The organism is Streptomyces purpurascens (assembly GCF_045040895.1).
Taxonomy (GTDB): domain Bacteria; phylum Actinomycetota; class Actinomycetes; order Streptomycetales; family Streptomycetaceae; genus Streptomyces; species Streptomyces purpurascens.
In genome coordinates this window covers 3,451,873-3,474,973 of the sequence record NZ_CP108341.1, presented here as the reverse complement: position 1 = coordinate 3,474,973, position 23,101 = coordinate 3,451,873, and the positions used below count along the sequence as shown (strand labels likewise).

At 70.2% G+C, this 23,101-nt stretch carries 22 protein-coding genes and 1 tRNA gene; 10 read left to right on the top strand and 13 right to left on the bottom strand.

Annotated elements, in window-relative coordinates; genetic code table 11:
* Positions 1 to 86: 86 nt before the first annotated feature.
* A complete protein-coding gene (locus tag OHU35_RS15735; RefSeq protein ID WP_189723862.1) occupies positions 87 to 680 on the top strand; it encodes a histidine phosphatase family protein in 594 nt (197 codons plus the stop codon).
* On the opposite strand, the gene OHU35_RS15730 is transcribed toward OHU35_RS15735, so the two are convergent.
* Entirely contained in the window at positions 681 to 2,132 is a 1,452-nt protein-coding gene (locus OHU35_RS15730) for a hypothetical protein (RefSeq protein ID WP_189723861.1), read from the bottom strand. It abuts the gene before it with no gap.
* 297 nt (positions 2,133 to 2,429) lie between these two features.
* Here OHU35_RS15730 and OHU35_RS15725 point away from each other — a divergent pair, with 297 nt between their 5' ends.
* Together OHU35_RS15725 and OHU35_RS15720 are read left to right on the top strand one after the other, a co-directional pair.
* The gene (locus tag OHU35_RS15725) at positions 2,430 to 2,834 is read left to right on the top strand and encodes a hypothetical protein (protein WP_405505679.1); all 405 of its coding nucleotides are present in this window, start codon (positions 2,430 to 2,432) and stop codon (positions 2,832 to 2,834) included.
* Positions 2,835 to 2,941: 107 nt separating this feature from the next.
* A complete protein-coding gene (locus OHU35_RS15720) occupies positions 2,942 to 3,811 on the top strand; it encodes a spermidine synthase (protein WP_405505677.1) in 870 nt (289 codons plus the stop codon).
* Between the two features lie 25 nt (positions 3,812 to 3,836).
* Here the strand turns inward: OHU35_RS15720 and OHU35_RS15715 are convergent, their stop codons facing one another.
* A complete protein-coding gene (locus OHU35_RS15715) occupies positions 3,837 to 4,358 on the bottom strand; it encodes a hypothetical protein (RefSeq protein WP_189723858.1) in 522 nt (173 codons plus the stop codon).
* A 99-nt stretch (positions 4,359 to 4,457) separates the two neighbouring features.
* Between OHU35_RS15715 and OHU35_RS15710 the strand changes: the two genes are divergently transcribed.
* From OHU35_RS15710 to OHU35_RS15690, 5 genes are all read left to right on the top strand, one after another.
* Positions 4,458 to 5,162 carry a response regulator transcription factor gene (locus OHU35_RS15710; RefSeq protein WP_359894063.1) on the top strand — a complete coding sequence of 235 codons (705 nt, stop codon included), beginning with the start codon at positions 4,458 to 4,460 and terminating at the stop codon, positions 5,160 to 5,162.
* Complete coding sequence (locus tag OHU35_RS15705) at positions 5,159 to 6,559, top strand: HAMP domain-containing sensor histidine kinase (protein ID WP_359894064.1); 1,401 nt, start codon at positions 5,159 to 5,161, stop codon at positions 6,557 to 6,559. Before OHU35_RS15710 ends, OHU35_RS15705 begins: the two co-directional genes overlap by 4 nt.
* Before the next feature lie 185 nt (positions 6,560 to 6,744).
* The gene (locus tag OHU35_RS15700) at positions 6,745 to 8,058 is read left to right on the top strand and encodes an ABC transporter substrate-binding protein (RefSeq protein ID WP_189723856.1); all 1,314 of its coding nucleotides are present in this window, start codon (positions 6,745 to 6,747) and stop codon (positions 8,056 to 8,058) included.
* Entirely contained in the window at positions 8,055 to 9,029 is a 975-nt protein-coding gene (locus tag OHU35_RS15695; protein WP_189723855.1) for a carbohydrate ABC transporter permease, read from the top strand. Before OHU35_RS15700 ends, OHU35_RS15695 begins: the two co-directional genes overlap by 4 nt.
* Positions 9,026 to 9,913 (top strand): carbohydrate ABC transporter permease, encoded by an 888-nt coding sequence (locus OHU35_RS15690; RefSeq protein ID WP_189723854.1) that lies wholly within the window; start codon positions 9,026 to 9,028, stop codon positions 9,911 to 9,913. Before OHU35_RS15695 ends, OHU35_RS15690 begins: the two co-directional genes overlap by 4 nt.
* Before the next feature lies 1 nt (position 9,914).
* Here the strand turns inward: OHU35_RS15690 and OHU35_RS15685 are convergent, their stop codons facing one another.
* The 6 genes from OHU35_RS15685 to OHU35_RS15660 all read right to left on the bottom strand — a co-directional run bounded on the left by OHU35_RS15685 (position 9,915) and on the right by OHU35_RS15660 (position 16,563).
* On the bottom strand, positions 9,915 to 11,042 hold the full coding sequence (locus tag OHU35_RS15685; RefSeq protein WP_405505674.1) for a hypothetical protein: 1,128 nt from the start codon (positions 11,040 to 11,042) through the stop codon (positions 9,915 to 9,917).
* Positions 11,043 to 11,142: 100 nt separating this feature from the next.
* Positions 11,143 to 11,523, bottom strand: a complete 381-nt coding sequence (locus OHU35_RS15680; protein ID WP_189723852.1) for a hypothetical protein — start codon at positions 11,521 to 11,523, stop codon at positions 11,143 to 11,145.
* A 202-nt stretch (positions 11,524 to 11,725) separates the two neighbouring features.
* On the bottom strand, positions 11,726 to 13,165 hold the full coding sequence (locus OHU35_RS15675) for a GH1 family beta-glucosidase (RefSeq protein ID WP_359894071.1): 1,440 nt from the start codon (positions 13,163 to 13,165) through the stop codon (positions 11,726 to 11,728).
* Positions 13,166 to 13,285: 120 nt separating this feature from the next.
* Positions 13,286 to 14,203 (bottom strand): carbohydrate ABC transporter permease, encoded by a 918-nt coding sequence (locus OHU35_RS15670; protein WP_405505671.1) that lies wholly within the window; start codon positions 14,201 to 14,203, stop codon positions 13,286 to 13,288.
* Positions 14,204 to 14,215: 12 nt separating this feature from the next.
* A complete protein-coding gene (locus OHU35_RS15665; protein ID WP_189723849.1) occupies positions 14,216 to 15,229 on the bottom strand; it encodes a carbohydrate ABC transporter permease in 1,014 nt (337 codons plus the stop codon).
* Between the two features lie 5 nt (positions 15,230 to 15,234).
* The gene (locus tag OHU35_RS15660) at positions 15,235 to 16,563 is read right to left on the bottom strand and encodes an ABC transporter substrate-binding protein (protein ID WP_189723848.1); all 1,329 of its coding nucleotides are present in this window, start codon (positions 16,561 to 16,563) and stop codon (positions 15,235 to 15,237) included.
* A gap of 398 nt (positions 16,564 to 16,961) precedes the next feature.
* On the opposite strand from OHU35_RS15660, the gene OHU35_RS15655 reads away from it, so the two are divergent.
* Positions 16,962 to 18,017, top strand: a complete 1,056-nt coding sequence (locus tag OHU35_RS15655) for a LacI family DNA-binding transcriptional regulator (protein WP_189723847.1) — start codon at positions 16,962 to 16,964, stop codon at positions 18,015 to 18,017.
* A gap of 18 nt (positions 18,018 to 18,035) precedes the next feature.
* On the opposite strand, the gene OHU35_RS15650 is transcribed toward OHU35_RS15655, so the two are convergent.
* The 5 genes from OHU35_RS15650 to OHU35_RS15630 all read right to left on the bottom strand — a co-directional run bounded on the left by OHU35_RS15650 (position 18,036) and on the right by OHU35_RS15630 (position 22,233).
* A complete protein-coding gene (locus tag OHU35_RS15650; protein ID WP_359894079.1) occupies positions 18,036 to 19,226 on the bottom strand; it encodes an MFS transporter in 1,191 nt (396 codons plus the stop codon).
* Positions 19,227 to 19,322: 96 nt separating this feature from the next.
* Positions 19,323 to 19,395, bottom strand: a tRNA-His gene (locus tag OHU35_RS15645).
* A 116-nt stretch (positions 19,396 to 19,511) separates the two neighbouring features.
* Positions 19,512 to 20,114 (bottom strand): oligoribonuclease, encoded by a 603-nt coding sequence (orn, locus tag OHU35_RS15640; protein WP_189723845.1) that lies wholly within the window; start codon positions 20,112 to 20,114, stop codon positions 19,512 to 19,514.
* Positions 20,115 to 20,248: 134 nt separating this feature from the next.
* Positions 20,249 to 21,523 carry a helix-turn-helix domain-containing protein gene (locus tag OHU35_RS15635; protein WP_233878502.1) on the bottom strand — a complete coding sequence of 425 codons (1,275 nt, stop codon included), beginning with the start codon at positions 21,521 to 21,523 and terminating at the stop codon, positions 20,249 to 20,251.
* A gap of 377 nt (positions 21,524 to 21,900) precedes the next feature.
* Positions 21,901 to 22,233 carry a hypothetical protein gene (locus OHU35_RS15630; protein WP_189723843.1) on the bottom strand — a complete coding sequence of 111 codons (333 nt, stop codon included), beginning with the start codon at positions 22,231 to 22,233 and terminating at the stop codon, positions 21,901 to 21,903.
* A gap of 305 nt (positions 22,234 to 22,538) precedes the next feature.
* Between OHU35_RS15630 and OHU35_RS15625 the strand changes: the two genes are divergently transcribed.
* Positions 22,539 to 23,066, top strand: coding sequence for a universal stress protein (locus OHU35_RS15625; RefSeq protein WP_189723842.1), 528 nt, complete (start codon positions 22,539 to 22,541; stop codon positions 23,064 to 23,066).
* Positions 23,067 to 23,101 lie beyond the last annotated feature (35 nt).

Here is a 23,101-nt window from a genome sequence, read left to right as displayed (position 1 = left end):
CAGAGATCGCCCCCCGGGTTGCCCGTCACCAGCGTGCGCGATGATGGAGGAGTTCCGCTCGCGTTTTTCTCCCGGAAAGGTCCCCCATGGCTCCGCGCATCCTGTTGGCCCGGCACGGACAGACCGAGTGGTCCCTGTCCGGCAAGCACACCGGCAGGACCGACGTACCCCTCCTGGAGGAGGGCAGGCGTGGTGCCAAGCTGCTCGGCGAACGTCTGCACCGGGCCCCGTACGACGGCCTGCCCGGCGTCGAGGTGCGCACCAGCCCGCTGGCACGCGCGCGTGAAACATGTGAACTGGCCGGTTTCGGCGACCGCGCGCGTGCCTGGGACGCGTTGCTCGAGGTCGACTACGGGGCCTACGAGGGCATGACCCCGGCGGACATCCAGGCCGTCCGGCCCGGCTGGCTGATCTGGCGAGACGGCGTCCCCGAGGGCGAGACCCTCGCCGAGGTGACGGCCCGGGCGGACGAGGTGGTCTCCTGGGCCCGCTCCGAGGACCGTGACGTCCTGGTCTTCGCCCATGGGCACATCCTGCGCACCCTCGGGGCGCGATGGCTGGGCCTGCCGATCGACTTCGCGGCGCGGATACGGCTGAACCCGACGTCCTTGTCGGTACTGGGGTGGGCGTACGGGGAGCCGGCGATCGAGAGCTGGAACGACCTCGGGCACCTCGGGTAGCTAGGTGACCCTCGGCGTCGACGTGTGCCGCTCCAGGAACGCCGACACCCCCGAAGCCCGGCGATGGGGCAACAGCACGCGTGCCGTGGCCGCGAGCATCGTCTGGATCCGGGACGACTGGACCTCCTCCAGAAGATCCAGCACCCGCATGCCCGCCATCGCCGCCTCGTCGGGCCGTCCGCCCCGCGCGAGGTCGTCCGCCAGCTCCGCCGTGTACAGCGCGATGTTCCGCGTGAAGTGCGGATCCTGCAGGTCCGCCGCCCGCCGCGCGTGCCGTGCCGCCCGGCGCCAGTCGCCGAGCGCGGACCAGCACTGCGCCTCCAGGCCCTCCAGTTCGGCCTCTCCGTAGAAGCTCATCCACTCGGGGTCGGCCTCCGAGGTGCCCCGTTCGAAGAGGGCCTGCGCCCGGACCAGTGCCTGCTCGCAGCCGACGCGGTCGGCGAGTCCCGCCCAGCCGCCCGCCTCGCGCAGCGCGAGCAGCGACATCAGCCGGGCCGATCCCACGGGCCGGGCGACGCGCTGCGCGGCCTGGGCCGCCCGGACCGCCTCGCGTGGCCGGCCCGCGTCGCGCGCGAGGAACGCCGTGTTGCAGAAGGCGTGCGCCTCCAGGCCCGGATCGCCGGTCATCCGGGCGGTCGCCAGCGCCTCCGCGTAGTGGGAGCGGGCGTCGTCGAAGCGTCCCGAGTCGTGGGCCAGCCAGCCCACGGAGATGGCCAGTTCACCGGCGCCGGAGTAGAGCCGGTCCGCTGTGGTCTGCCGGGTCGCGCCGGCGTCCAGCAGGGCGTAGGCGGCACGCAGCGGGTCGGCCGCGCGGCGGTAGAGACCGTCGGCTCCGTGCCGGTCGTCGAGCAGCCGGATGCGGCGGACGGCTTCTTCCAGGGCACCCGCGTCACTCGCCCCGGCGCGGCGCACGGGGCGCTGTGCCGCCGCGGCGTCGAGGGCGAGGCCGACGGGTCCCAGCGAGGCGGCGGCCACGGTGGCGCCCCCGCTGGTCATGAATGCGCGACGTAGCACGTCGCTCTCCTCGTAGGTGTCGTGCGGGTGGTACGGGTCGTACGGGTTCTGCGTTTCATACGGCTCGCACGCCCCGCTGGTCTCACTCGTGGCGTTCGCCGGGTTCGTGGTGCACGTCAGGGGCGCGTCCTCGGTGTCGCGCGCCCGGCGTCCGCGTACCGACGAGCGGGGCGCGAACCCCAGGTCGGTGAGCGTGCGGCCTGGGAACATATGCAGGAACACCCGTTCGTACGCGTAGTTGGGGCAGCGGATCTCGCCCGCCTCGACCCGGCCGATGTACCGGGCGTCACAGCTGACCTGCTCGCCGATCTCGAGGGCGGCCCGGCGGATCACCGCGGCGAACTCGGCCGGCGAGCGCTGTCCGCGCAGCTGCCGGAAGGCGAGGTTCGGCCGCGGTGGCCGTTCGGGTTGAGACGAGGTCACTGTTGACGACGCCATGGCCGGGTCCTCTCGTGCGAACCGTCGAACCATGCCGGAAATGGGGAGACTTGTACGTATTGCCCGTAAGGCCTCGCCTTGCGTCCGGCGAGCAAGAACGTACCTGCTGTGCAGGAGTCGTCACGCTGGGTTTGGCTACAAACCGGATATCTCATGCGTGATCTGCCATGAACTGCCATCCTTTGCGGCTGACTTCCGCCGTAGCCGTTGACGGACGGCCGCGTTGAACTCCACGGACCGGGAGGCCCCCGACTTCCGACCACTCGTCCAAGCAGGGGTTCCGCGGTGGAGGCCGGGATGGAGATCAGCCGGATCGACCGGATCAACGATCCTTGTACGCCGTCGAGCACGCCGGCGGCCTGCTGCGATGTCGTGACGGTGCCGGCCCGGCAGGGGCTGGAGGCGGTCGACATCCTGCGGCGCGCCACCGCGGAAGCGGTCGGGCCCGTCCTGCACGACGACGGCGGCGGCACACTGGGCTTCCTGGTGCCGCCGGGGACGGCCGCGGCGTGGGACATGCCGGGGAGCACCTGCACCGGGACCGACGGGCGCGGCCTGACCCTGGCCCCCGAGCCCCCGGTGGAGGGCTCGGACTGGCTGCTGCCGCCCGGGGAGGCGGACCTGGCGACGGACCCCGCGGTCCTGCGCGAGGCCCTGGGGGAGGCGGCCCGGATGATCAAGGCCGCGGACAGCTGCCGCTAGGGTCTGTCGTTCGGATCAGGCCGCAGGGAATCGGCGGTCCTGAGGCGCCGCAGCGGCCGCCCCGGAGCGTACGCCCCGCTTACCGGCCCGACCCCGATAATGACCCCATGGGAAAGTCGAGGAGCGGCCGGCGCAGACAGGCCGACGCGGAGGCCGTCGTCGAGAGTGTCGACGGCGGGCTCGCCGAGCTGATCCCCGACCGTGAGCGGGCCCGCGCCTGGACCCTGGTGATCGACGGAGCCCCGCAGTCGCATGTCGACCTGGACGACCCGGCGTATCTGTCCTTCGAGTACCAGCGCCGGCTCGGGCACGTCATCGACCTCGCCGCTCCGCCGGGCCGGCCCGTGCACGCCGTACATCTCGGCGGCGGCGCGTTCACCCTCGCCCGCTACGTCGCCGCCACCCGGCCCCGCTCCACCCAGCAGGTCGTCGAACGGGACGCCGCCCTCGTGCAACTGGTCCGCCGAGAGCTGCCGTTGGACCCGAACGCGCGGATCCGGGTGCGGTCCGTCGACGCCCGCGACGGCCTCGCCAAGGTGCCGGACGGCTGGGCCGATCTCGTCGTCACGGATGTGTTCAGCGGGGCCCGGACACCGGCCCACCTGACCTCGACCGAGTTCCTCGACGATGTCCGCAGGGCCCTCAGGCCCGGCGGTGTCTATGCCGCCAACCTCGCCGACGGGCCGCCGCTGGCCCACCTGCGCGGCCAGATCGCCACCGCCGCCGCCCGTTTCGAGCAGCTCGCGCTGGTCGCCGACCCGACGGTGCTGCGCGGCAAGCGCTTCGGGAACGCCGTCCTGGTCGCCTCCGACCACCCGCTGCCCGTCGCCGAACTGACCCGCCGCGCCGCCTCCGACCCGCATCCCGGCCGGGTCGAGCACGGCAGGACGCTCACCGACTTCACCGGCGGGGCCGTGCCCGTGACGGACTTCGCTGCGGTGGCGTCCCCGGCGCCGCCCGCGTCGGTGTTCCGGTGAGCCCGTACGGCACTCCGTACTTCTCTCAGTAGTTCCCGATCTCCACGCGCGGCGGTCCGTCGTGCCAGGTGCAGAACACCGACACCCGGTCCGCGCCCGAGGAGAACTCCACGCGGATCCACGACTCCGTCTTCCACACCTGCATCGACCAGCCCGCCCCCGGGGTCGCCGAGACCAGGGAGGCGGAGGTCCGCCCGAGGTCGAAGACGGCCCGGCCGCCGTCGGTGTCGTAGCTCTTGACCTCTCCCGAGGCGGAGGCGGAGGCGGGGGCCGCGCGGGAGGGGCCGGGCGGCTTCGTGGGGGTGGGGCTCGGCTTCCTGGCGGCGGGCGGTGCGCTCGGGGTGCGCTGCGGCGGACTCGGCCGCCGCGTCGGCGTGGCCGACGGCTCCGGCTTCTGCCTGGTCGCGTCGGCGGCCTTGATGGGCAGGGCGCGCGGCGGATCGTAGGCCGTGCCCGCCATCACCGTGTGGACGCCCCACCACGACAGCGTGACCGCCGCGCCCGTGGCGAGCAGCCAGGCCAGTACGTGTACGAGTCCTCTGCGCATCGCGGGCCATACTGCCGCACGAGTCCCACGAGTTGTCCACAAGCGAGAGTTGTCCACAGGCCCGCACCGGGCTGTTCGAGATGGCGTACGGTGCGGCGCATGGCACGTGTACTCGTGGTCGAGGACGACCAGTTCGTACGCTCGGCGCTCATCCGGCACCTGACCGACGCCTCGCACACCGTGCGCAGCGTGGGGACGGCCCTGGAGGCGCTGCGCGAGGTCGCCCATGTCCGCTTCGACGTGGTGATCCTGGACCTCGGACTGCCCGATCTCGACGGCTCCGAGGCCCTGAAGATGCTGCGCGGCATCACGGACGTGCCGGTGATCGTCGCCACGGCCCGGGACGACGAGACGGAGATCGTCCGGCTGCTGAACGCGGGAGCGGACGACTATCTGACCAAGCCCTTCTCGGTCGAGCACCTGTCGGCCCGCATGGCGGCCGTGCTGCGGCGGGCCCGCTCCGGAGCGGGAGAAGGGGAGCCGTCCCCGGTGATCCGGGTCGGCGGTCTGGCCGTCGACCCGCTGCGGCGCCAGGCCGAGCTGGACGGCGCGCGGCTCGACCTCACCCGCCGCGAGTTCGACCTGCTCGCCTTCCTGGCCCGCCGGCCCGGTGTCGTCGTCCCCCGCAAGGAGCTGCTCGCCGAGGTGTGGCAGCAGTCGTACGGCGACGACCAGACCATCGACGTCCATCTGTCCTGGCTGCGCAGGAAGCTGGGTGAGACGGCCGCGAACCCGCGCTATCTGCACACCCTGAGGGGCGTCGGTGTGAAGCTCGAACCGCCGGGGGCGGAGGCGCCGCGATGAGGTGGGCCCTGGTCAAGGTGTCGCTGGCGGTGACCACCATGGTCGTGCTCGCCTTCGCGGTGCCGCTCGGACTCGTCATCCGCGAGATGGCCCGGGACCGCGCTTTCTCCAACGCCGAGCGGGAGGCCGCGGCCGTCGCCCCCGCCCTGTCCATCACCACCGACCGCGACCAGCTCGAACGGGTCGTCGCCTCCGCCGGCTCGGATGCCGGGATGGCCGTGCACATACCGGCGGGCGACGGTCAGGACGCCATCGAGCTCGGTCGGCAGCGCGCCGCCGACCAGGACATCGCCGCCGTGCGGAAGCTGGGCCGTGCCTCCACCACCGGCGTCACCGGCGGCTCGACGCTGCTCCAGCCGGTCGCGCTGAGCACCGGCGAGATCGCGGTCGTCGAGGTGTATGTGCCGGAGTCCGAGGTCACCAACGGCCTGGGCACGGCCTGGGCGGTGCTCGCCGCGGTCGGGGTCGCGCTGATCCTCGGCTCGGTCGCGGTCGCCGACCGGCTGGGCGTGCGGATGGTCCGGCCCGCGCAACGCCTGGTCGAGGGGGCGCGTGAACTGGGGGAGGGCCAGCTCGGCGCCCGTGTGCCCGAGGAGGGCCCGACCGAACTGCGGCTCGCGGCGGTCGCGTTCAACTCCATGGCCGACCAGGTCGTCCAACTGCTGGCGAACGAGCGGGAGCTGGCGGCCGACCTGTCCCACCGGCTGCGTACGCCCCTGACCGTGCTGCGGCTGAACACCGCCTCACTCGGCGAGGGACCGGCCGCCGACCAGACCCGGACCGCGGTCGAGCAGTTGGAGCGCGAGGTCGACACCATCATCCGTACGGCCCGGGAGGCCAAGCCGCAGACGGCAGCGGCCGGTCCGGGCGCCGGGTGCGACGCGGCCGAGGTGGTCCGGGAGCGGATGGCGTTCTGGTCCGCGCTGGCGGAGGACGAGGGCCGCAAGTGGCGGGTGGCCGGGGCCGAGCGGCCGGTGCGTATGCCCGTGGCCCGCGCCGACCTGGCCGCCGCGCTCGACGCGCTGCTCGGCAACGTCTTCCGGCACACCCCGGAGGGCACCGCCTTCGCGGTCGACCTGCACAACGGCGAGGACGCGGTGATCGTCCTCGTGTCCGACGCGGGCCCCGGCATACCCGACCCGGAGGCCGCGATGGCGCGGGGCCGCGGCTCCGGGAGCGACGGCTCGACCGGCCTCGGCCTGGACATCGTGCGCCGGCTCGCCGAGTCGACCGGCGGGGACGTACGGATCGGCTCCTCGGTGCTCGGCGGGACCGAGGTGCGGATCTGGATCCAGCCGGCCGGGAGGGCACCGGTCGGCAGGGGGCACCGTGGGGCGGTGCGACGCCGGCGGCCCGGCAGGCTGGCCACCGCGTACCACCGCTCCCGGTCTCGGTGACCCTGCCGAAACGTCCCGTGCACGGGACGGTCACGTTTCGACAAATGAAGTCAACGACTCTTGACGCATGACCGGACATACGGCTGTTATTGCGCCACCGTGTTCGGTCAAGTTGATTTCTGGTCGATTACGACCGGGTTTCACGCCACACCCTCGTGGCCGAACCCTGCCCTCAGGAGCCGTTCATGCACGACCTCTCTCCCTCGGGACTCGCCCTCCCCGCTCCCGGCCGCCGGACCCTGCTGCGCGGCATAGGCGGCGCGGCCCTGCTCGGCGCCGGCATACCCCTGCTGAGTGCCTGCGGCGGCAGCGGCGCGGCCGCCGATCCGAAGACGGTCAGTCTCGGGTCGAACTCCTCTGACGCGGTGCCGAAGAAGGCGTTCGCCGAGATCTACGCCGCCTTCACGAAGAAGTCCGGCATCAAGGTCGATGTGAACACCAAGGACCACAACACGTTCCAGGAGCAGATCAACTCCTATCTGCAGGGCGCGCCGGACGACGTCTTCACCTGGTTCGCGGGTTACCGGATGCAGTTCTTCGCGTCGAAGAAGCTCGCCACCCCGATCGACGACGTGTGGCAGAAGATCGGCGGGGACTTCCCCGAGGCGATGAAGAAGCTCAGCAAGGGTGAGGACGGTAAGTACTACTTCGTGCCGCTGTACACCTACCCCTGGGCGGTCTTCTACCGCAAGAGCGTCTTCGCCCAGCACGGCTACGAGGTCCCCACCACCTGGGACGACTTCGTCGCCCTGTGCAAGCGGATGAAGAAGGACGGGCTGGTCCCGATCGCCTTCGGCGACAAGGACGCCTGGCCCGCGATGGGCACCTTCGACCAGATCAACTTCCGCACCAACGGCTACGACTTCCATGTCGAGCTGATGGCGGGCAAGGCCTCCTGGACCGATGCGAAGGTGCGCAAGGTCTTCGACCACTGGACGGAGATCCTGCCCTTCCACCAGGAGGGCGCGGTGGGCCGCACCTGGCAGGACGCGGCGCAGACGCTGGTGGCCAAGAAGGCGGGCATGTATCTGCTGGGCACCTTCGTCGGCCAGCAGTTCACCAACAAGGCCGACCTGGACGACCTGGACTTCTTCGCCTTCCCGGAGATCGACCCGGCCTTCGGGCAGGACACGGTCGAGGCGCCCACCGACGGCTTCATGCTCTCCAAGGCGCCGAAGAACAGGTCGGGTGCGGTCAAGCTGCTGGAGTACCTCGGCACCCCCGAGGCCGAGCAGATCTACCTCAAGGCCGACTCCAGCGTGGTGGCCGCCTCGACGAAGGCCGACACCTCCTCCTACACCGCGCTGCAGAAGAAGTCCTTCGAGATGATCTCCAGCGCGAAGAGTCTGACGCAGTTCATGGACCGCGACTCCCGCCCGGACTTCACCTCCACGGTGATGCAGCCGGCGCTGCAGAACTTCGTCCGCAACCCCAAGAACGTCGACAGCATCCTCTCGTCGATCGAGCGCCAGAAGAAGACGATCTTCGCCTCCGCATGAGCACCGACACCACCACCGAGAACCCGGAGGCGGCCGCTGAGCCGTCTCCGGGAGCCGCTCCCCGCAAGAGCCCGACGGGCCACCGTCGCCTCCTCACCCGCCGCGACCGGATCACGCTCGGTCTGATGGCGGGCCTTCCGACGATCCTGCACGTCGCCCTGGTCTGGCTGACGGCACTTGCCTCCATCGCGCTGGCCTTCACCAGCTGGAACGGCATCGGCTTCGACTCCATCCAGTGGGTCGGCCTGCAGAACTTCAGGGAACTGTTCACCAGCAACCCGCAGTTCTGGCCGGCCGTCGAGCACAACGTCGTCTGGTTCGTGGTGCTCATCCTGCTGCCCACGCCCTTCGGGCTGTTCCTCGCCGTGCAGCTGGACAAGAGCATCCGCTTCAGCCGCGTCTACCAGACCGCGTTCTTTCTGCCGGTCGTGATGTCGCTGGCGGTCATCGGGTTCGTCTGGCAGCTGGTCTACAACCCCGACACGGGCCTGATCAACAGCGTCATCGGCGCCAACAAGCCCGGCCACTACATCGACTGGATCGGCGACCCGGACCTCAACCTGTGGGCCGTGCTGATCGCCGCCTCCTGGCGGCACGCCGGCTACATGATGATCCTGTACCTGGCCGGCCTGAAGGGCGTCGACCCCGCCCTGCGCGAGGCCTCCGCCCTGGACGGGGCCAACGAGTGGCAGACGTTCAAGAACGTCGTCTTCCCGACGCTGCGCCCGACCAACACCGTCGTCCTGGTCGTCACCATCATCGAGGCACTGCGCGCCTTCGACCTGGTCTTCGTCTTCAACAAGGGCGCCCAGGGCACCGAACTGCTGTCGATCCTGGTGACCAACAACATCATCGGCGAGTCCAGCCGCGTCGGATACGGCTCCGCCATCGCCGTCGTCCTGCTGGTGATCTCGCTCGCGGTGATCATCCCGTATCTGATCGCCACCTTCCGGAAGGAGCGGCGCGCATGAGCACCGTCGCAGGCGCTCCCCAGCAGCGCACCCCGATCCGCCCGGCCCGGGTCCTGCTGCACACCTTCCTCGTCGTCACGGCGCTCGCCTGGCTCGCGCCCCTGCTGTGGGCGCTGCTCGCGGCGATGCGGCCGTACGCGGAGACCAGCGAGAAGGGCTATGTCTCCTGGCCCGACAAGCTGACCTTCGACAACTTCACCAACGCCTTCCAGCAGTCGGACATGCTGCACTACTTCGGCAACACACTGCTCATCGCGGTGCCGGCCGTGTTGCTGACGCTGTTGCTGTCGTCGATGGTCGCCTTCTACGTCAGCCGCTTCGACTTCCGGGTCAACCTGTCGCTGCTGCTGCTCTTCACAGCGGGCAACCTGCTGCCGCAGCAGGTCATCATCACCCCGCTCTACCGCCTGTACCTGCTGATCGACCTGCCCGGCATCACGATGAGCGGCAAGCTGTACGACTCCGCGCTCGGCCTGGTGCTGATCCATGTGGCGTTCCAGTCCGGCTTCTGCGCGTTCGTGCTCAGCAACTACATGCGCTCGCTGCCGCACGAGCTGACCGAGGCGGCGCTGGTCGACGGCGCCTCCGTCTGGCGGCTGTACTGGCAGATCGTGCTGCCCCTGTGCAAGCCCGCGATGGCCGCCCTCGCGACGCTGCTCTCCATCTGGATCTACAACGACTTCTTCTGGGCCATCGTGCTCATCTCCACCGGCGAGAACATGCCGATCACCTCGGCGCTGAACAACCTCTCCGGCCAGTACTTCACCGACCCCAACCTGGTCGCTGCCGGCGCCCTGCTCACCGCGATCCCGACGCTGATCGTGTACTTCGTGCTCCAGCGCCAGTTCGTCAGCGGCCTGACCCTGGGGGCCAACAAGGGCTGACTCAGCGCCTGGAAAAGATCGGCGTCCAGCGGCCGCTGTAGTGGAGGTCGGCCTTCCGGAAGCCGGACAGCGGCGTAACGCTCTTCCCGTCCAGGCTCACCAGGACCAGCTGGTTGCGGAACTCGCCCTTGCCGGGGTCGCACCGCAGGGGGTCGCATCTCCATGCGATGAGCGAGTCGTCGTCGGCCCAGGCGAGCATTTGCTGACCGGGCACGAGGGCGACCCGCTTGCCGTTGCTCGCGTTCAGCACCTCGGAGACGATCTGGCCGTCATCGCCTGCGAACTTCCCCGTCACGAGCTTCTTGTCGGGGGAGAGGAGCGCCCCGGGAGAGCCCAGTTTCGCCTCCCGCTCCGGAACGGGCACCTCCTTGCCGGCCACGTCGTAGAACACCTTGCCCGTCTTGTTCGCCCAGGGCTCCCACAGCAACGTGCTGTCTCGGCTCCACAGGAAATCCTGGCGTCCGCCGCGGGAGAGGGATCCGCGGTCGTCCTTCCTGGGCGGGCGCTCGGTGAAGTCCGCCCGTCCGGAGGCGACGTCGACGACATAGAAGCCGGTCCGGCTCGGCTTGGGCCCTGGCACCTTCTTGCCGTTCAGCCGATACGACGCGTCCTTGAACAGACCATCCGGGTCGCGGCCGTAGGCGGTCGCCACGAGGCGCTTGCCGTCGGGGGAGAACCGCACCCCGCCCACACCCCGGTCCACCTTGATCCAGCGCTCCACCTTGTCCGTCGCCAGGTTCAGCAGTCCGATGCGATCGACCGGCAGATCCCGCTCCAGCACCGCGGCGGTCTTCATCCCGGGAGCCACGTCGAGCCAGGCCCAGTCGGTCTTCCGGTAGCGGCCGGTGGTCGTGTTGAGCAGACTCCACTCGTACGCGACGGCGCCGTCCCCCTGCGGCCGCTGCACGGATCTCGCGGTGAAGTACGCCGAGAGGGCGACCCTCCCCGCGGCGATGCGTTCCCGGGGCGGCGACTGATCCGGATGTGCCATGACGCCCGGGGCCGGAAGCCCGCCCGCGGAGCGCTTCGGCGCACCGTCATCGCCGGCTGTGGCCAGCGACACCGCTACGCCGCACGCGACGACCGCCGCGACGGCGCCGGTCACCACGATGCCTCGGACCGTCTTCATGGCTGCCTCCGGGATCAGCTGTCCGACAGCGCCGGCACGGCAGTGGACTGCTCCATGCCGGCGCCTTCACTCTCACGGCAATCGCCGATGAGATTCCGGTTTACTCGTTGAACCACTCGGACTTCACGTCGTAGCCGTCGCCGTTCCACGAGAGCTGCATCTGGTACGAGCCGGACTGACCGACGTCGTAGCCCTTCTTGCCGCAGTTGGAGTCGCCGCCGTCGGTGATATAGAGCTTCTCGTTGTAGTTGTTGTCGATCAGACGACCCGAGACACCGTGGCCGTCCGCCTTCGTGTCACAGACCTTGAACATGTCTCCGTCGTCGATGAAGGTCATCGTGCCCCGGCCGCCCGGAAGCGAGATTTTCTTGTCCTCGTCGAGAGTGGAGAAATCGGAGGCCTGAGCCGTCGACGTGGTGCCGGCGAAGACCGTGGCCACAGCCGCACCGGCCACGGCTATACGGGTGAACGATCTGATCACTGAGCTTCCCTTTCACCGCAGGACTGCGGAGCAGCCCCACGGCCCCCCGCCCTGATCGACATCGACCTTAGACACATGATGATCAAATCGGGAAACGAATTCAGGTCATTGTGAATTACCGGAATGTGGAATTCCAAAGACAGCGGGGCGCGGCACCCCCCGTCGGGTGCCGCGCCCCTTTCCCCGCTCCCCCAGGGGCGGCCTAAGCGGCCGGCTCCAGTGGCGGCAGCGCCCCGGTGCGCGCCGCCTTCCCGTACCACAGGGCGCTGGACTTCGGCGTCCGCTGAAGCGTCGCGTAGTCCACGTACACCGCGCCGAAGCGCTTGCCGTAGCCGTACGCCCACTCGAAGTTGTCCAGCAGGGACCACAGGAAGTAGCCGCGGACATCGGCGCCGTCGGTGATCGCGCGGCGGACCGCGGACAGATGGCCGTGGAGGTAGGAGACCCGCTCCGGGTCGTGCACCCGGCCGTCCGAGTCGATCTTGTCGTCGTACGCCGCGCCGTTCTCGGTGATGTACAGCGGCAGGCCCGGTGCCTCCCGGGTGTAGCGCATGATCAGCTCGTGCAGACCGGTCGGGTCGATCGTCCAGCCCATCTCCGTGCGGTCACCGGGCGTCTGGTGGAAGGCGACGTCGCCCGCGGCCGGCCACGGCGAGTGGTCGCTCGCCCCGTGGCCGTCGGCACGCGGCGTCCGCGCCGCCGCGTCCGCCGCCGAGACCAGCGCGGGCGTGTAGTAGTTGAGGCCCAGCGCGTCCAGCGGCTGGTTGATCAGCGTCAGGTCGCCGTCCAGGACGTAGTCCCAGTCGGTGAGCTCCGACGTCGCCACGTACAGCGACTCCGGGTAGGCGCCGTGCAGGATCGGGCCGTGGAAGACGCCGTTGGCCAGGTCGTCGATCTTCCGGGCCGCCGCCAGGTCCGCCGGGTTCTGCGAAAGCGGCCGCACGGTCGCGGAGTTGAGGGCGATCGCGACCTGGTTGCGGGCCGGCATCACCGACCGCAGCGCCGACGCGCCCAGCCCGTGCGCCAGGTTCAGATGATGCGCGGCACGCAGCGAGGCCGCCGGATCCGTACGGCCCGGGGCGTGCACACCGGACGCGTAGCCGAGGAACGCGCTGCACCACGGCTCGTTGAGCGTCATCCACTGCTCGACGCGGTCGCCCAGCGCCTCCCCGACGATCTGCGCGTACTCCGCGAAGCGGTACGCCGTGTCGCGCTCCGGCCAGCCGCCCGCGTCCTCCAGATCCTGCGGCAGATCCCAGTGGTAGAGCGTGACGGCCGGCTTGATGCCCTTGGACAGCAGCTCGTCGACCAGCCGGCGATAGAAGTCCAGGCCCTTCTGGACCGCCGGGCCCCGGCCGGTCGGCTGCACCCGCGACCACGAGACGGAGAAGCGGTAGGCGCCCAGGCCCAGGTCCGCCATCATCGCCACGTCCTCGCGGTAGCGGTGGTAGTGGTCGACAGCGATGTCACCGTGGTCGCCGCCGACGGTCTTGCCCGGCGTATGGCTGAAGGTGTCCCAGATCGACGGCGTACGGCCGTCCTCCCGCACCGCACCCTCGATCTGGTACGCGGAGGTGGCCGCGCCCCATACGAAGGCGGGAGGGAAGGTCACCGGAGTGGCCGAGTTCTCGGAATCAGGCATGGAAGCGCTCCCATTGGGGGTCGTGGAGACCTACGGGTGGAGGGGGACGGGAGGGAGGGACGGGGAGGAGCAGGGGCCGGAGCGGCACTGATCCGGCCCCCTGGAGAACGAACGAGGGCGTCAGCCCTTCACGGCACCCTGCATGATGCCGCCCACGATCTGCTTGCCGAAGATCGCGAAGACCAGCAGCAGCGGCAGCGTGCCCAGCAGCGCGCCCGCCATGATCAGGGACTGGTCGGGGGTGTATCCGCGGCCCAGGCCCGCGACCGCGACCTGCACGGTCGGGTTGCCCATCTGGGTCAGCACCAGGAACGGCCACATGAAGTCGTTCCAGGTCTGCACGAACGTCAGCATCCCGAGCACGGCCATCGCCGGCCGCGCCGCCGGGAACACCACGTGCCACACCACGCGCCAGCTGCTCGCCCCGTCGACCCGGGCGGCCTCTATGATCTCGTCCGGCAGCGCCTGGATCAGGTACTGCCGCATGAAGAACACACCGAACGCGCTCACCAGCGACGGGAAGATCACCGCCTGCAACTGGTCCGTCCAGTCGAGCTTGGCGACCATCATGTACAGCGGGATCACGCTGAGCTGCGGCGGCACCATCATCGTGCCGATCACGATCAGCATCAGCGCGCCGCGGCCCCTGAACCGCAGCTTGGCGAAGGCGAAACCGGCGATCGTCGACAGGACGACGATGGTGGCCGCCGAAACCCCCGCCACGATCGTGGTGTTGAGGAACGCCTCGCCGAGGTTGGCGTCCTTCCAGGCGATCTCCAGTTTGTCGAAGAGGCCGGAGCCGAACCAGAACGGCGGCGGCGTCTCGGCGAGCCGCTGGTTGTCACGCGAGGCGGCGATCGCCGTCCACACCAGCGGGAACAGCGAGACGATCGTGAACACGATCAGGATCGCGTAGGCGATCGGGCCGCCGTGCAGCTGCCCGCCGGCCCGTGCGGACTTCGGCAGGCGCGGGCGTTTGGACTCCTTCACGGGCGCACCGGGCGGCGGCGCGTCGGGGGGCGTCACAGTCGTCGTCACGGCCACCACTCCTTAACTACTGGCGCGCAGCCGGCGCGAGATGACGTAGTTGACGATGCCGATGACGATCAGGATCAGGAACATCGTCCAGGCGATCGCCGAGGCTCGGCCCAGGTGCTGGGCGACCCAGCCCTGCTCGTACAGATACAGGCCAAGCGTCTGGAACTGGTGCTCCGCGCCGCCGGAGGTGCCCTTGTTGGCGTCGAACAGCAGCGGCTCGCCGAACACCTGGCTCGCGCCGATCGTCGACACCACGCAGGTGAACAGGATCGTCGGGCGCAGCGAGGGCAGCGTCACATGGATGAACTGCTGCCAGCGGCTGGCCCCGTCCAGGGCCGCCGACTCGTACAGATCATGGGGGATCGCCTGCATCGCGGCCAGGTAGATCAGCGCGTTGTAGCCGGTCCAGCGCCAGATGATGATCGTCGAGACGGCGATCTGCGAGGGCCACTTGTCGTTCTGCCAGTCGAGCGGGTCGATGCCGACCATGTCGAGGACCCAGTTGATCATGCCGTAGTCACGGCCGAAGAGCAGCACGAAGACCAGCGAGGCTGCGGCGATCGACGTCGCGTACGGCGCGAGCATCGCGACCCGGAAGAAGGTCGAGGCCCGCAGCTTGTAGTTGAGGATGTGGGCGATGCCCATCGCCATCAGCAGCTGCGGGACGGTGGAGATGATGCCGATGGTCAGGGTGTTCTTCGCCGCGTTCCAGAAGAAGTCGTCGTCGAAGATCCGGGTGTAGTTGCGCAGCCCGACCCAGTTCATGTCGGTCGGCGCGGTCAGCTCCACCTGATGCAGCGAGGCCCAGCCCGTGTAGATCAGCGGGAACAGGCCGAACGCGACGAACAGCAGGAAGAACGGGGACACGAAGGCGTACGGGCTCCAGCGGATGTCCCGCTGCCAGCGGCGGGACAGCCGGTCCCGGCGCCGCCGCTCCTTCTCCGCCCCCGCGGCGGCCCCGGGCGGGCGGCCCGGGGCCGCGCCCCCCTCCATGGGGGGCGCGGCGGTGTCGTGACGGGTGGTCATCCGGGTCACTGGTCCAGCTTGTTGTCGATGGTCTTGACCGCGGACTCCCAGGCATCCTTGGCCGACTTGCCCTTCGTCACCAGGATCACGCCGTTGTCCGACAGGCCCTGCATGATGATCTGGTCCTTCGGGCCGATCACCTGGACCGGGGCGGCCTTGGCGGCCTCCGCGAAGATCGGGCCGATCTCCTGCTTACCCGTCATCTCGTTCGTGGCGCCCGTCACTTCGGGCATCGTGTAGGAGGACGGGGCGCTCGGGAAGCTGGCCTGCACCTTGAACAGCTTCGCCTGCTGTTCCGGCGCGGTCAGCCAGGCCACGAACTTCTGGGCCTCCTTCACGTGCTTGCCGCTCTTCGGCACGGTGAGGAAGGTGCCGCCCCAGTTGCCGCCCTTGGGCGCCTCGGCCACGGCCCACTTGCCGGCCGCGTCCGGCTTCGCGTTGCCCTTGATCGTGCCCAGCATCCACGGCGGGCAGGCGATCGTGGCGAACTTGTTGTTGGCGATCGTGGAGTTCCAGGACGGTTGGAACTGCGTCTGCGACTGCACCAGACCCTTCTCGGCGGCCTCGGAGGTCAGGTCGAAGGCGGCCTTCACGGCGGGGTTGGTCTTGTAGATGACCTTGCCGGAGGAGTCGTAGAACTTCTCCTTCTCGCTGCCCAGGATCGCGTTGATCAGACCGCCGGGGGAGTCCATGAAGAAGGTGCCCTCGGGCGCCTTCGACTTGTAGCGCTCGCCGACGTCGACGAGCTTGGCCCAGTCACCGGTCCACAGCTTGCCGACCTCGGCCGGGTCGGTGGGCAGACCGGCCTGCTTGAAGAGGTCCGTGCGGTAACAGATCGCCATCGGGCCGACGTCGGTGCCGAGGCCGATCGTCTTGCCGTCCTTGGTCGTGGCCTGCTGCCACTTCCAGTCCAGCCAGTTGCTCTCGCTCACGCCCGAGATCTTGGACATGTCCTCGAGCTTGTCGGCCTGGGTGGCCGTGACCTCGGCGATGTTGGCGACTTCGACGGCCTGGACGTCGAGCAGGCCGCTGTTGGTGGTGAGGTGGTTCAGCAGCGCCGGGTAGTAGTTCTCGTTCCGCTCGACGACGTTCTGAGCGATCTTGATCTTCGGGTTGAGCTTCTCGTACTCGTCGTAGAGGCCGGCCTCCTTGAAGCCCATGGTGCCGAAGAGCCCCACCGAGATCGTGGTCTTGCCGCTGCTGTCGCCGGACGAGGAGCCGGAACTGTCGTCGCCGCCGTCGTCGGCACAGCCGGCCAGCAGCCCGGCGCCCAGCGACGCCACTGCCGCGAGGACAACCGCCCGGTTGCGGGCGGATCGGGTACGTGCTCGCATTGCGTCCTCCTGTTGCCCTGACGTGCCGACCCCCCGGCCAACTGCATTGTTGGACCCGTTTTTACTCGCTTCGGCTCGGGCGGGGAACGTGCGGGTTGTGTATGTGTCAGGTACTGTGGGAGCGCTCCCACCAGTGATGTGTTGAAGGTTCGCGGGTCGGGGCGGGGGTGTCAAGGGACCGGACAGGGAGAGATGCGTTCAGTTATCGGGCCGTTAACTGGACCCGGGCCGGGGCCCGTTGCGGCCCGGGCCGGCGGTATCGAGCCAGTCGGACCGGCTCGCCGGCCCAAGCGGAGGGCCGAGGGCGGCAAGCCCTCGGCGGCGGTCACTACAGCTGACGAGCCTGTTAAATTCCAGGCCAGCCGCAGAGTGCGGGTGTGGACGGGAAGGCGGAGCCCATGGCAAGCCACGGAGCGCGGGGCCGAAGCGGTGGCCGGCCCACCCTCGAAGAGGTGGCGGCGCGCGCCGGTGTCGGCCGCGGCACCGTCTCCCGGGTGATCAACGGCTCGCCCCGGGTCAGCGACGCGACCCGCGCGGCCGTCGAGGCGGCGGTCGCGGAGCTCGGGTACGTCCCGAACACCGCCGCGCGTGCCCTGGCGGCGAACCGTACGGACGCGATCGCGCTGGTCGTGCCCGAGCCGGAGACCCGGTTCTTCGCGGAGCCGTACTTCTCGGACATGCTGAAGGGCGTCGGGGCGGCGATCTCCGACACGGAGATGCAGCTGCTGCTGATCTTCGCGGGCAGCGACCGCGAACGCCGCCGCCTCGCCCAGTACTTGGCGGCCCACCGGGTGGACGGCGTCCTGCTGGTCTCCGTGCACGCGGACGACCCGCTGCCCGACCTGCTGGCCCAGCTGGAGATACCTGCGGTGATCAGCGGCCCCCGCTCGTCGGCGGAGACCCTCCCGTCGGTCGACTCCGACAACTACGGGGGCGGCCGCCAAGCCGTCGAGCACCTGTTGTCCGGTGGCCGCCGCCGGATAGCCCACATCACCGGCCGTCTCGACGTCTACGGTGCCCAGCGCCGTATCGAGGGCTACCGCGACGCGCTGAGCGACGCGGGCCACGAGGCGGACGAGGCACTGATCGAGGCGGGTGACTTCACGGAGGAGGGCGGCCGCCGCGCCATGGCGGCCCTGCTGGAGCGCCGCCCCACCCTGGACGCCGTCTTCGCCGCCTCCGACGTCACCGCGGCCGGTGCCCGCCAGGCCCTGCGCGAGGCGGGCCGCCGCATCCCGGACGACGTCGCGCTCGTCGGCTACGACGACTCCGCCATCGCCCGCCATATGGACCCGCCCCTCACCAGCGTCCGCCAGCCCATCGAGGAGATGGGCCACGGCATGATCGACCTCCTGCTCACGGAGATCGCCGACCGCCGCCCCTCGGCATCCCGGGGCCTGGAACGACGCCAGATGGTCCTGGCCACGGAGCTGGTGCCCCGGTCGTCGTCGTGACGGGGCCGACCGCGGGAGTCATGTCCTGGCCGGCGCCGGCCGTCGCAGCAGATAGGCGGCCGCCGTCGAGACCAGGACCGCCATGCACGCGATGAACACCAGACCCGCGCCCTCCAGGCCGATGGGGCCCGTCAGCAGGCCCACGCCGATCACCGGGACCGAGATGCCCGCGTAGGCCACCACGAACAGGAACGAGATCACCGCGGCGCGCTGGTGCTCGGGCGAGGCCCCGGCCACCTCGGACAGCGCGCCGCGGAACGCCAGTCCCTGCCCGGCCCCGCCGATGAGCGCGCTCAGCACCACCAGCGCCATCAGGTCCCACCGCAGCGCGCCCGCGAGCAGGGCAAGACCGGCGAGGAGCCCGGCGCAGCCCAGGGGGAGGGAGCGCCGTACCCCGACCCGGCCGACCGCGAGTTGGCCGGCGGTCGAGGCGAAGAAGGCCAGCGCGACGATCAGCCCGCTCACGGCGTGGTCGGTCACGCCCAGGGACTCGGCGAGGAACTCCGGGCTGACCGACGTGAACACCCCGAACAGCGCGAACCCCACGAACGAGGCGGTCGCCGCGGGTCCGAACACCGCCCGCACCTGCGCGGGCAGAGTGGGCCGCTGCGGCCGTACGGTCCGCAGCGGCCGCCGCTCCCGTACGGTCTCCGCGAGCCGCAGCAGGACGGCGGCCGAACCGGCCACCAGGACGAGGTGCGTGACGAACGGCAGATACAGCGGCCAGGGGGCGTACTGCGCGAGCACCCCGGACAGCAGGGGGCCGCAGCCCAGTCCGCCCATGTTGGCGGCCGTCGCCACGAACGTGGCCCGGGAGGCGCCGCCCTCGGGCGCCAGCTCCATCACGTAGGCGGTGGCCGCCCCGGTGAACAGCCCGGCGGACAGCCCCGACAGCAGCCGCCCCGCGTACAGCCAGCCGAGCCCGGTGGCGCACAGGAAACAGACGGCGCTCGCCGCGGCGAAGCCGAGGCCGCACAGCAGCACCGGGCGTCTTCCCACGGCGTCCGAGGCGTCGCCGACCAGCAGCAGCACGCCGATGACCGCGAAGGCGTAGAGGGCGTACACCACGGTCACCGTCAGCTCGGAGAACCCGAACTTGCCCTGATAGAGGGGGTAGAGGGGGGTCGGCAGCGTGGTGCCGGCCATGCAGACGGCGAACACCACCCCGCTGAGCACACACGCGCGCCACCCTGGGCGTCCACGGTCCATGCCGCCGACGGTAGCCCCGCCTGCCGGGCAGCCCCGGAGAGGCGCGCAAAAAGCTTCAGCCGGTGGCTTCATCGAAGCCACCGGCTGATTACTCAGGGTGAGTGACGGGACTTGAACCCGCGGCATCCTGGACCACAACCAGGTGCTCTACCAGCTGAGCTACACCCACCATGACCGGCTTGGAGGTCAGTGACTTCCCTGACCGGCCGAGAAAAAGTGTACAGGGTCCGAAGGGGTGCTCGCGCCAGGCTTTCGCGGCGCCCCCCGACGGGCCCCCGGATGTCCTTACTGAGCAGGCAGGACGTGCTTCGCGGCGATCTTCTTCGCGGTGTCCGAGTCGGGCCCGGGCTGCGGGACGAAGACGGCCTCGCGGTAGTAGCGCAGCTCCGCGATCGACTCGCGGATGTCGGCGAGCGCGCGGTGGTTGCCGTTCTTCTGCGGGCTGTTGAAGTACGCCCGCGGGTACCAGCGGCGGGCCAGCTCCTTGACCGACGAGACGTCGACGATCCGGTAGTGGAGGTAGTCCTCCAGCGTCGGCATGTCGCGCAGCAGGAAGCCGCGGTCCGTGCCGACGGAGTTGCCGCACAGCGGGGCCTTGCCCGGCTCCTTGACGAACTCCCTCACATACGCCAGGACCTGCTCCTCGGCGTCCTTCAGCGTCGTGCCGTCCGGCAGCTCGGAGAGCAGCCCGGACGCGGTGTGCATCTGACGCACCACATCCGGCATCGTCTCCAGCGCCCGGTCCGGCGGCCGGATGACGATGTCCACGCCCTCGCCGAGCACGTTCAGCTCGGAGTCGGTCACGAGGGCGGCCACCTCGATGAGCGCGTCGTCCGACAGCGAGAGGCCGGTCATCTCGCAGTCGATCCACACCATGCGATCGTTCATGTGTCTAACCTTACGGCCCACTGCCCCGGGCTCGGCCCGGCCGTGCAGTGACCTTGTGGTCGAAGGTCCGCCCGCCCCGGAAACGGCGCCGGGCCCGCGGGGAGGGCTTCCTCCCCGCGGGCCCGGTCACCGGCTCACGTCGCGCTGCGCTGTCCCGGCAGACTCGCCCGGGCCGATATGTAGGCCTCCCGCCCGTTGTCGGACGCGGTCGACGCCGACAGGGCCGGGGACGACCCGACCGCGCTCGCGGCCGCCGTACGGCGGGACTGGAGCGGCACCGGGTGCTCCGGGTGGAGCGCGGCGGGCGCCTGGCCGGGATGCCCCGTGTGGCCGGGCATGCCGCCCCCGGGACCGCCCGGTCCGCCGTCGACGTCCTGGGGCCGCTCGGCCTGCGGACGCCGGGCGCGGTACGCCGCCCGGTAGGCGGCCGGGGACGAGCCCAGCTGGCGGCGGAAGTGCCCGCGCAGAGCGACCGGCGACCGGAAGCCGCAGCGTCCCGCCACCTCGTCCACCGAGTAGTCCGACGTCTCCAGCAGGCGCTGCGCCTGGAGGACCCGCTGCGTGATCAGCCACTGCAGCGGGGCACTCCCGGTCAGCGAGCGGAAGCGGCGGTCGAACGTACGACGGCTCATGTACGCGCGTGCCGCCAGCGTCTCCACGTCGAACTGTTCGTGGAGGTGCTCCAGCGCCCAGGCGACGACCTCCGCGAGCGGGTCGGCGCCGATCTCCTCTGGTAAAGACCTGTCGAGGTAGCGCTCCTGGCCGCCCGACCGGCGCGGCGGGACCACCAGGCGGCGGGCCAGCGCGCCGGCCGCCTCGTTGCCGTGGTCCGTCCGCACGATGTGGAGACAGAGATCGATTCCGGCCGCGGTGCCCGCCGACGTCAGCACGTCCCCGTCGTCGACGAACAGCTCGCGCGGATCGACGTGCACCGACGGGTAGCGCTTGGCCAGCGTCGGCGCGTACATCCAGTGTGTCGTCGCGGGCCTGCCGTCCAGCAGGCCCGCCGCCGCGAGGACGAAGGCGCCGGTGCACAGTCCGACGATGCGGGCACCCTCCTCGTGGGCGCGGCGCAGCGCGTCGAGCGCCTCGTCCGGTGGCGGAGAAGTGATCGAACGCCAGGCCGGCACGACGACCGTGCCCGCGCGTGAGATCGCTTCCAGGCCATGTGGCGCGCTGAGTTCGAGGCCCCCTGTGGTCCGCAGCGGGCCGTCCTCACCGCCGCACACCAGCAGTCGGTAGCGCGGTACGCCAGCGTCCTGGCGGTCGATCCCGAACACCGACAGTGGTATGGAACTCTCGAAGATGGGGCCGCCGCTGAACAGCAGCACCGCGACGATCTCCTTGCGGCGTCGCCCGGAAAGCTTCCGGACGCCGGCTTCCGGCGCGGCAGTGGAGTCGTGGCTCATACTGCTAAGCCCCCCTCGGTGGTCGCGGCTCCTCGGTTGTGTCGCTCCTGCACGTTTCCCCTCGGTCCTGCACGAGTCCCCCGCCGTAGACAGTCAAGATCGAATCTACTGTGTCCCGTCGCGCCGAGGTGGCCGGTTCGGCACTCGGCACATTGTCGACTTGGCAACTTGGCGTGAAGCATTCGATCACGAAGCGTTGCACTCGTGGAGCGTGCAGGGAAGTGCGCCTTGTCGCAGTGGCCAATCCGCGTAGGGTGCGCAGGTCCCCGGAGGCCCTTTCCGTGCAGGTCGAACGGGGGTTGGGGGGTGCTTCGGCAGGGTGATGCACAGGTGCGAGAAGTTGGCTGAAAACCATCGTGCACGTGCACTGAAACCGGTCAGCCGACCGGTGTATCTCCTCCAGTGTGCCGTCCGCCCCGGTGCGACCCCGTTCCGGTGCGGTGGTGCCGGCCCCGGTGGGGCGCCCGGTCCTCGGCCGCCAGCCGGGCGGCGCCGCGCTCGGACTGGCGCAGCAGCACCCGGCAGGCGCCCGTGACGGCGGCGAGCCCGAGGGCCGTGCCGGCGGCACCGGCCAGGGAGCTGCCGTAGCCGAGGAGCACGACCGGGACGAGCAGGCAGCTGAAGGCCGCCCAGCGAACCACATCCGTCGCGGTGTCCCGCGGCGGCGGCGCCGCGCGGTCCGCCTCGGCGGCGATGCTGGGTCCGGACATGGGTGCTCCCTGTGGCGTGACTCACGGGGTTCAACGCGTGGCGGGGGCGTCGGTCACTGGGTGAGCGGATCACCCCCACGGGTAAGTGAATCCTGTGCAAACCGCCTGTACAACGCAGCAACCATTGCGTTACGGGCGTCGCCTCGTGCATGCTCCCTGGAACCCGCACGCACCGTGAGCGGGATCTGGGCTAAGGAGGCGTGCCGCCGTACCCTTGGGGGTATGGGGTTGGGAAGACCATTCCCGGACACAGCTCCGCCGCACACTGTTGTCCCCCATATAAGGATCACAACGCCGAGACAGCCATGGCCGGTCACGAATTCTTCGAACCAGCGGACCGCAAGCGGCCCGTCGCCGATCCCACGGCGGCTGAGCCCCTGGCGGCACAAGAGCCACGCCATTCCTGCGATCCCGCCTTCAAGCACGGCGTAGTCGTCGGATTCGACGGCTCCACGTCCAGTGAGCGCGCCCTGGCCTACGCGATCGGGATGGCCCATCGCTCCGGGTCGGGCCTGATCATCGTCCATGTCGCCAACCGGCTGCCGACCACGGTGTGGGCCGGCTGCGAGCCGCCCGTCTTCGTGGACGTGCCGGACCACCGGACCGAGGTGCTCGGGCTGGAGCTGGCGTGTGCGGAGTACCTCGCCGAGGTGCCCTGGATCCTCGTCGAGCGGGGCGGGGACATCTGCCACGAACTCGAAGAGGTCGGCCGGGAGTACGAGGCCGACGCGATCGTCGTCGGGTCGAGTCACGGCATCGTGGGGCGCATCTTCGGCTCGGTCGCGGGGCGGCTCGCCAAGCGGGCACAGCGGCCGGTCATCGTCATTCCCTGATTCTCCGGCTCCCTGAGCGTTCCCCGTGTACGGGC

Excerpts from the sequence above, each read along its gene's own strand:
- OHU35_RS15695 (WP_189723855.1), top strand. The coding sequence starts at position 8,055 with ATGAGCACCGACACCACCACCGAGAACCCGGAGGCGGCCGCTGAGCCG.
- orn (WP_189723845.1), bottom strand. The coding sequence starts at position 20,114 with ATGAACGATCGCATGGTGTGGATCGACTGCGAGATGACCGGCCTCTCG.
- OHU35_RS15700 (WP_189723856.1), top strand. The coding sequence starts at position 6,745 with ATGCACGACCTCTCTCCCTCGGGACTCGCCCTCCCCGCTCCCGGCCGC.
- OHU35_RS15735 (WP_189723862.1), top strand. The coding sequence starts at position 87 with ATGGCTCCGCGCATCCTGTTGGCCCGGCACGGACAGACCGAGTGGTCC.
- OHU35_RS15730 (WP_189723861.1), bottom strand. The coding sequence starts at position 2,132 with ATGGCGTCGTCAACAGTGACCTCGTCTCAACCCGAACGGCCACCGCGG.
- OHU35_RS15630 (WP_189723843.1), bottom strand. The coding sequence starts at position 22,233 with ATGTCCGGACCCAGCATCGCCGCCGAGGCGGACCGCGCGGCGCCGCCG.
- OHU35_RS15690 (WP_189723854.1), top strand. The coding sequence starts at position 9,026 with ATGAGCACCGTCGCAGGCGCTCCCCAGCAGCGCACCCCGATCCGCCCG.
- OHU35_RS15725 (WP_405505679.1), top strand. The coding sequence starts at position 2,430 with ATGGAGATCAGCCGGATCGACCGGATCAACGATCCTTGTACGCCGTCG.
- OHU35_RS15715 (WP_189723858.1), bottom strand. The coding sequence starts at position 4,358 with ATGCGCAGAGGACTCGTACACGTACTGGCCTGGCTGCTCGCCACGGGC.
- OHU35_RS15675 (WP_359894071.1), bottom strand. The coding sequence starts at position 13,165 with ATGCCTGATTCCGAGAACTCGGCCACTCCGGTGACCTTCCCTCCCGCC.
- OHU35_RS15660 (WP_189723848.1), bottom strand. The coding sequence starts at position 16,563 with ATGCGAGCACGTACCCGATCCGCCCGCAACCGGGCGGTTGTCCTCGCG.
- OHU35_RS15655 (WP_189723847.1), top strand. The coding sequence starts at position 16,962 with ATGGCAAGCCACGGAGCGCGGGGCCGAAGCGGTGGCCGGCCCACCCTC.
- OHU35_RS15685 (WP_405505674.1), bottom strand. The coding sequence starts at position 11,042 with ATGAAGACGGTCCGAGGCATCGTGGTGACCGGCGCCGTCGCGGCGGTC.
- OHU35_RS15705 (WP_359894064.1), top strand. The coding sequence starts at position 5,159 with ATGAGGTGGGCCCTGGTCAAGGTGTCGCTGGCGGTGACCACCATGGTC.
- OHU35_RS15635 (WP_233878502.1), bottom strand. The coding sequence starts at position 21,523 with ATGAGCCACGACTCCACTGCCGCGCCGGAAGCCGGCGTCCGGAAGCTT.
- OHU35_RS15710 (WP_359894063.1), top strand. The coding sequence starts at position 4,458 with ATGGCACGTGTACTCGTGGTCGAGGACGACCAGTTCGTACGCTCGGCG.
- OHU35_RS15665 (WP_189723849.1), bottom strand. The coding sequence starts at position 15,229 with ATGACCACCCGTCACGACACCGCCGCGCCCCCCATGGAGGGGGGCGCG.
- OHU35_RS15720 (WP_405505677.1), top strand. The coding sequence starts at position 2,942 with ATGGGAAAGTCGAGGAGCGGCCGGCGCAGACAGGCCGACGCGGAGGCC.
- OHU35_RS15625 (WP_189723842.1), top strand. The coding sequence starts at position 22,539 with ATGGCCGGTCACGAATTCTTCGAACCAGCGGACCGCAAGCGGCCCGTC.
- OHU35_RS15650 (WP_359894079.1), bottom strand. The coding sequence starts at position 19,226 with ATGGACCGTGGACGCCCAGGGTGGCGCGCGTGTGTGCTCAGCGGGGTG.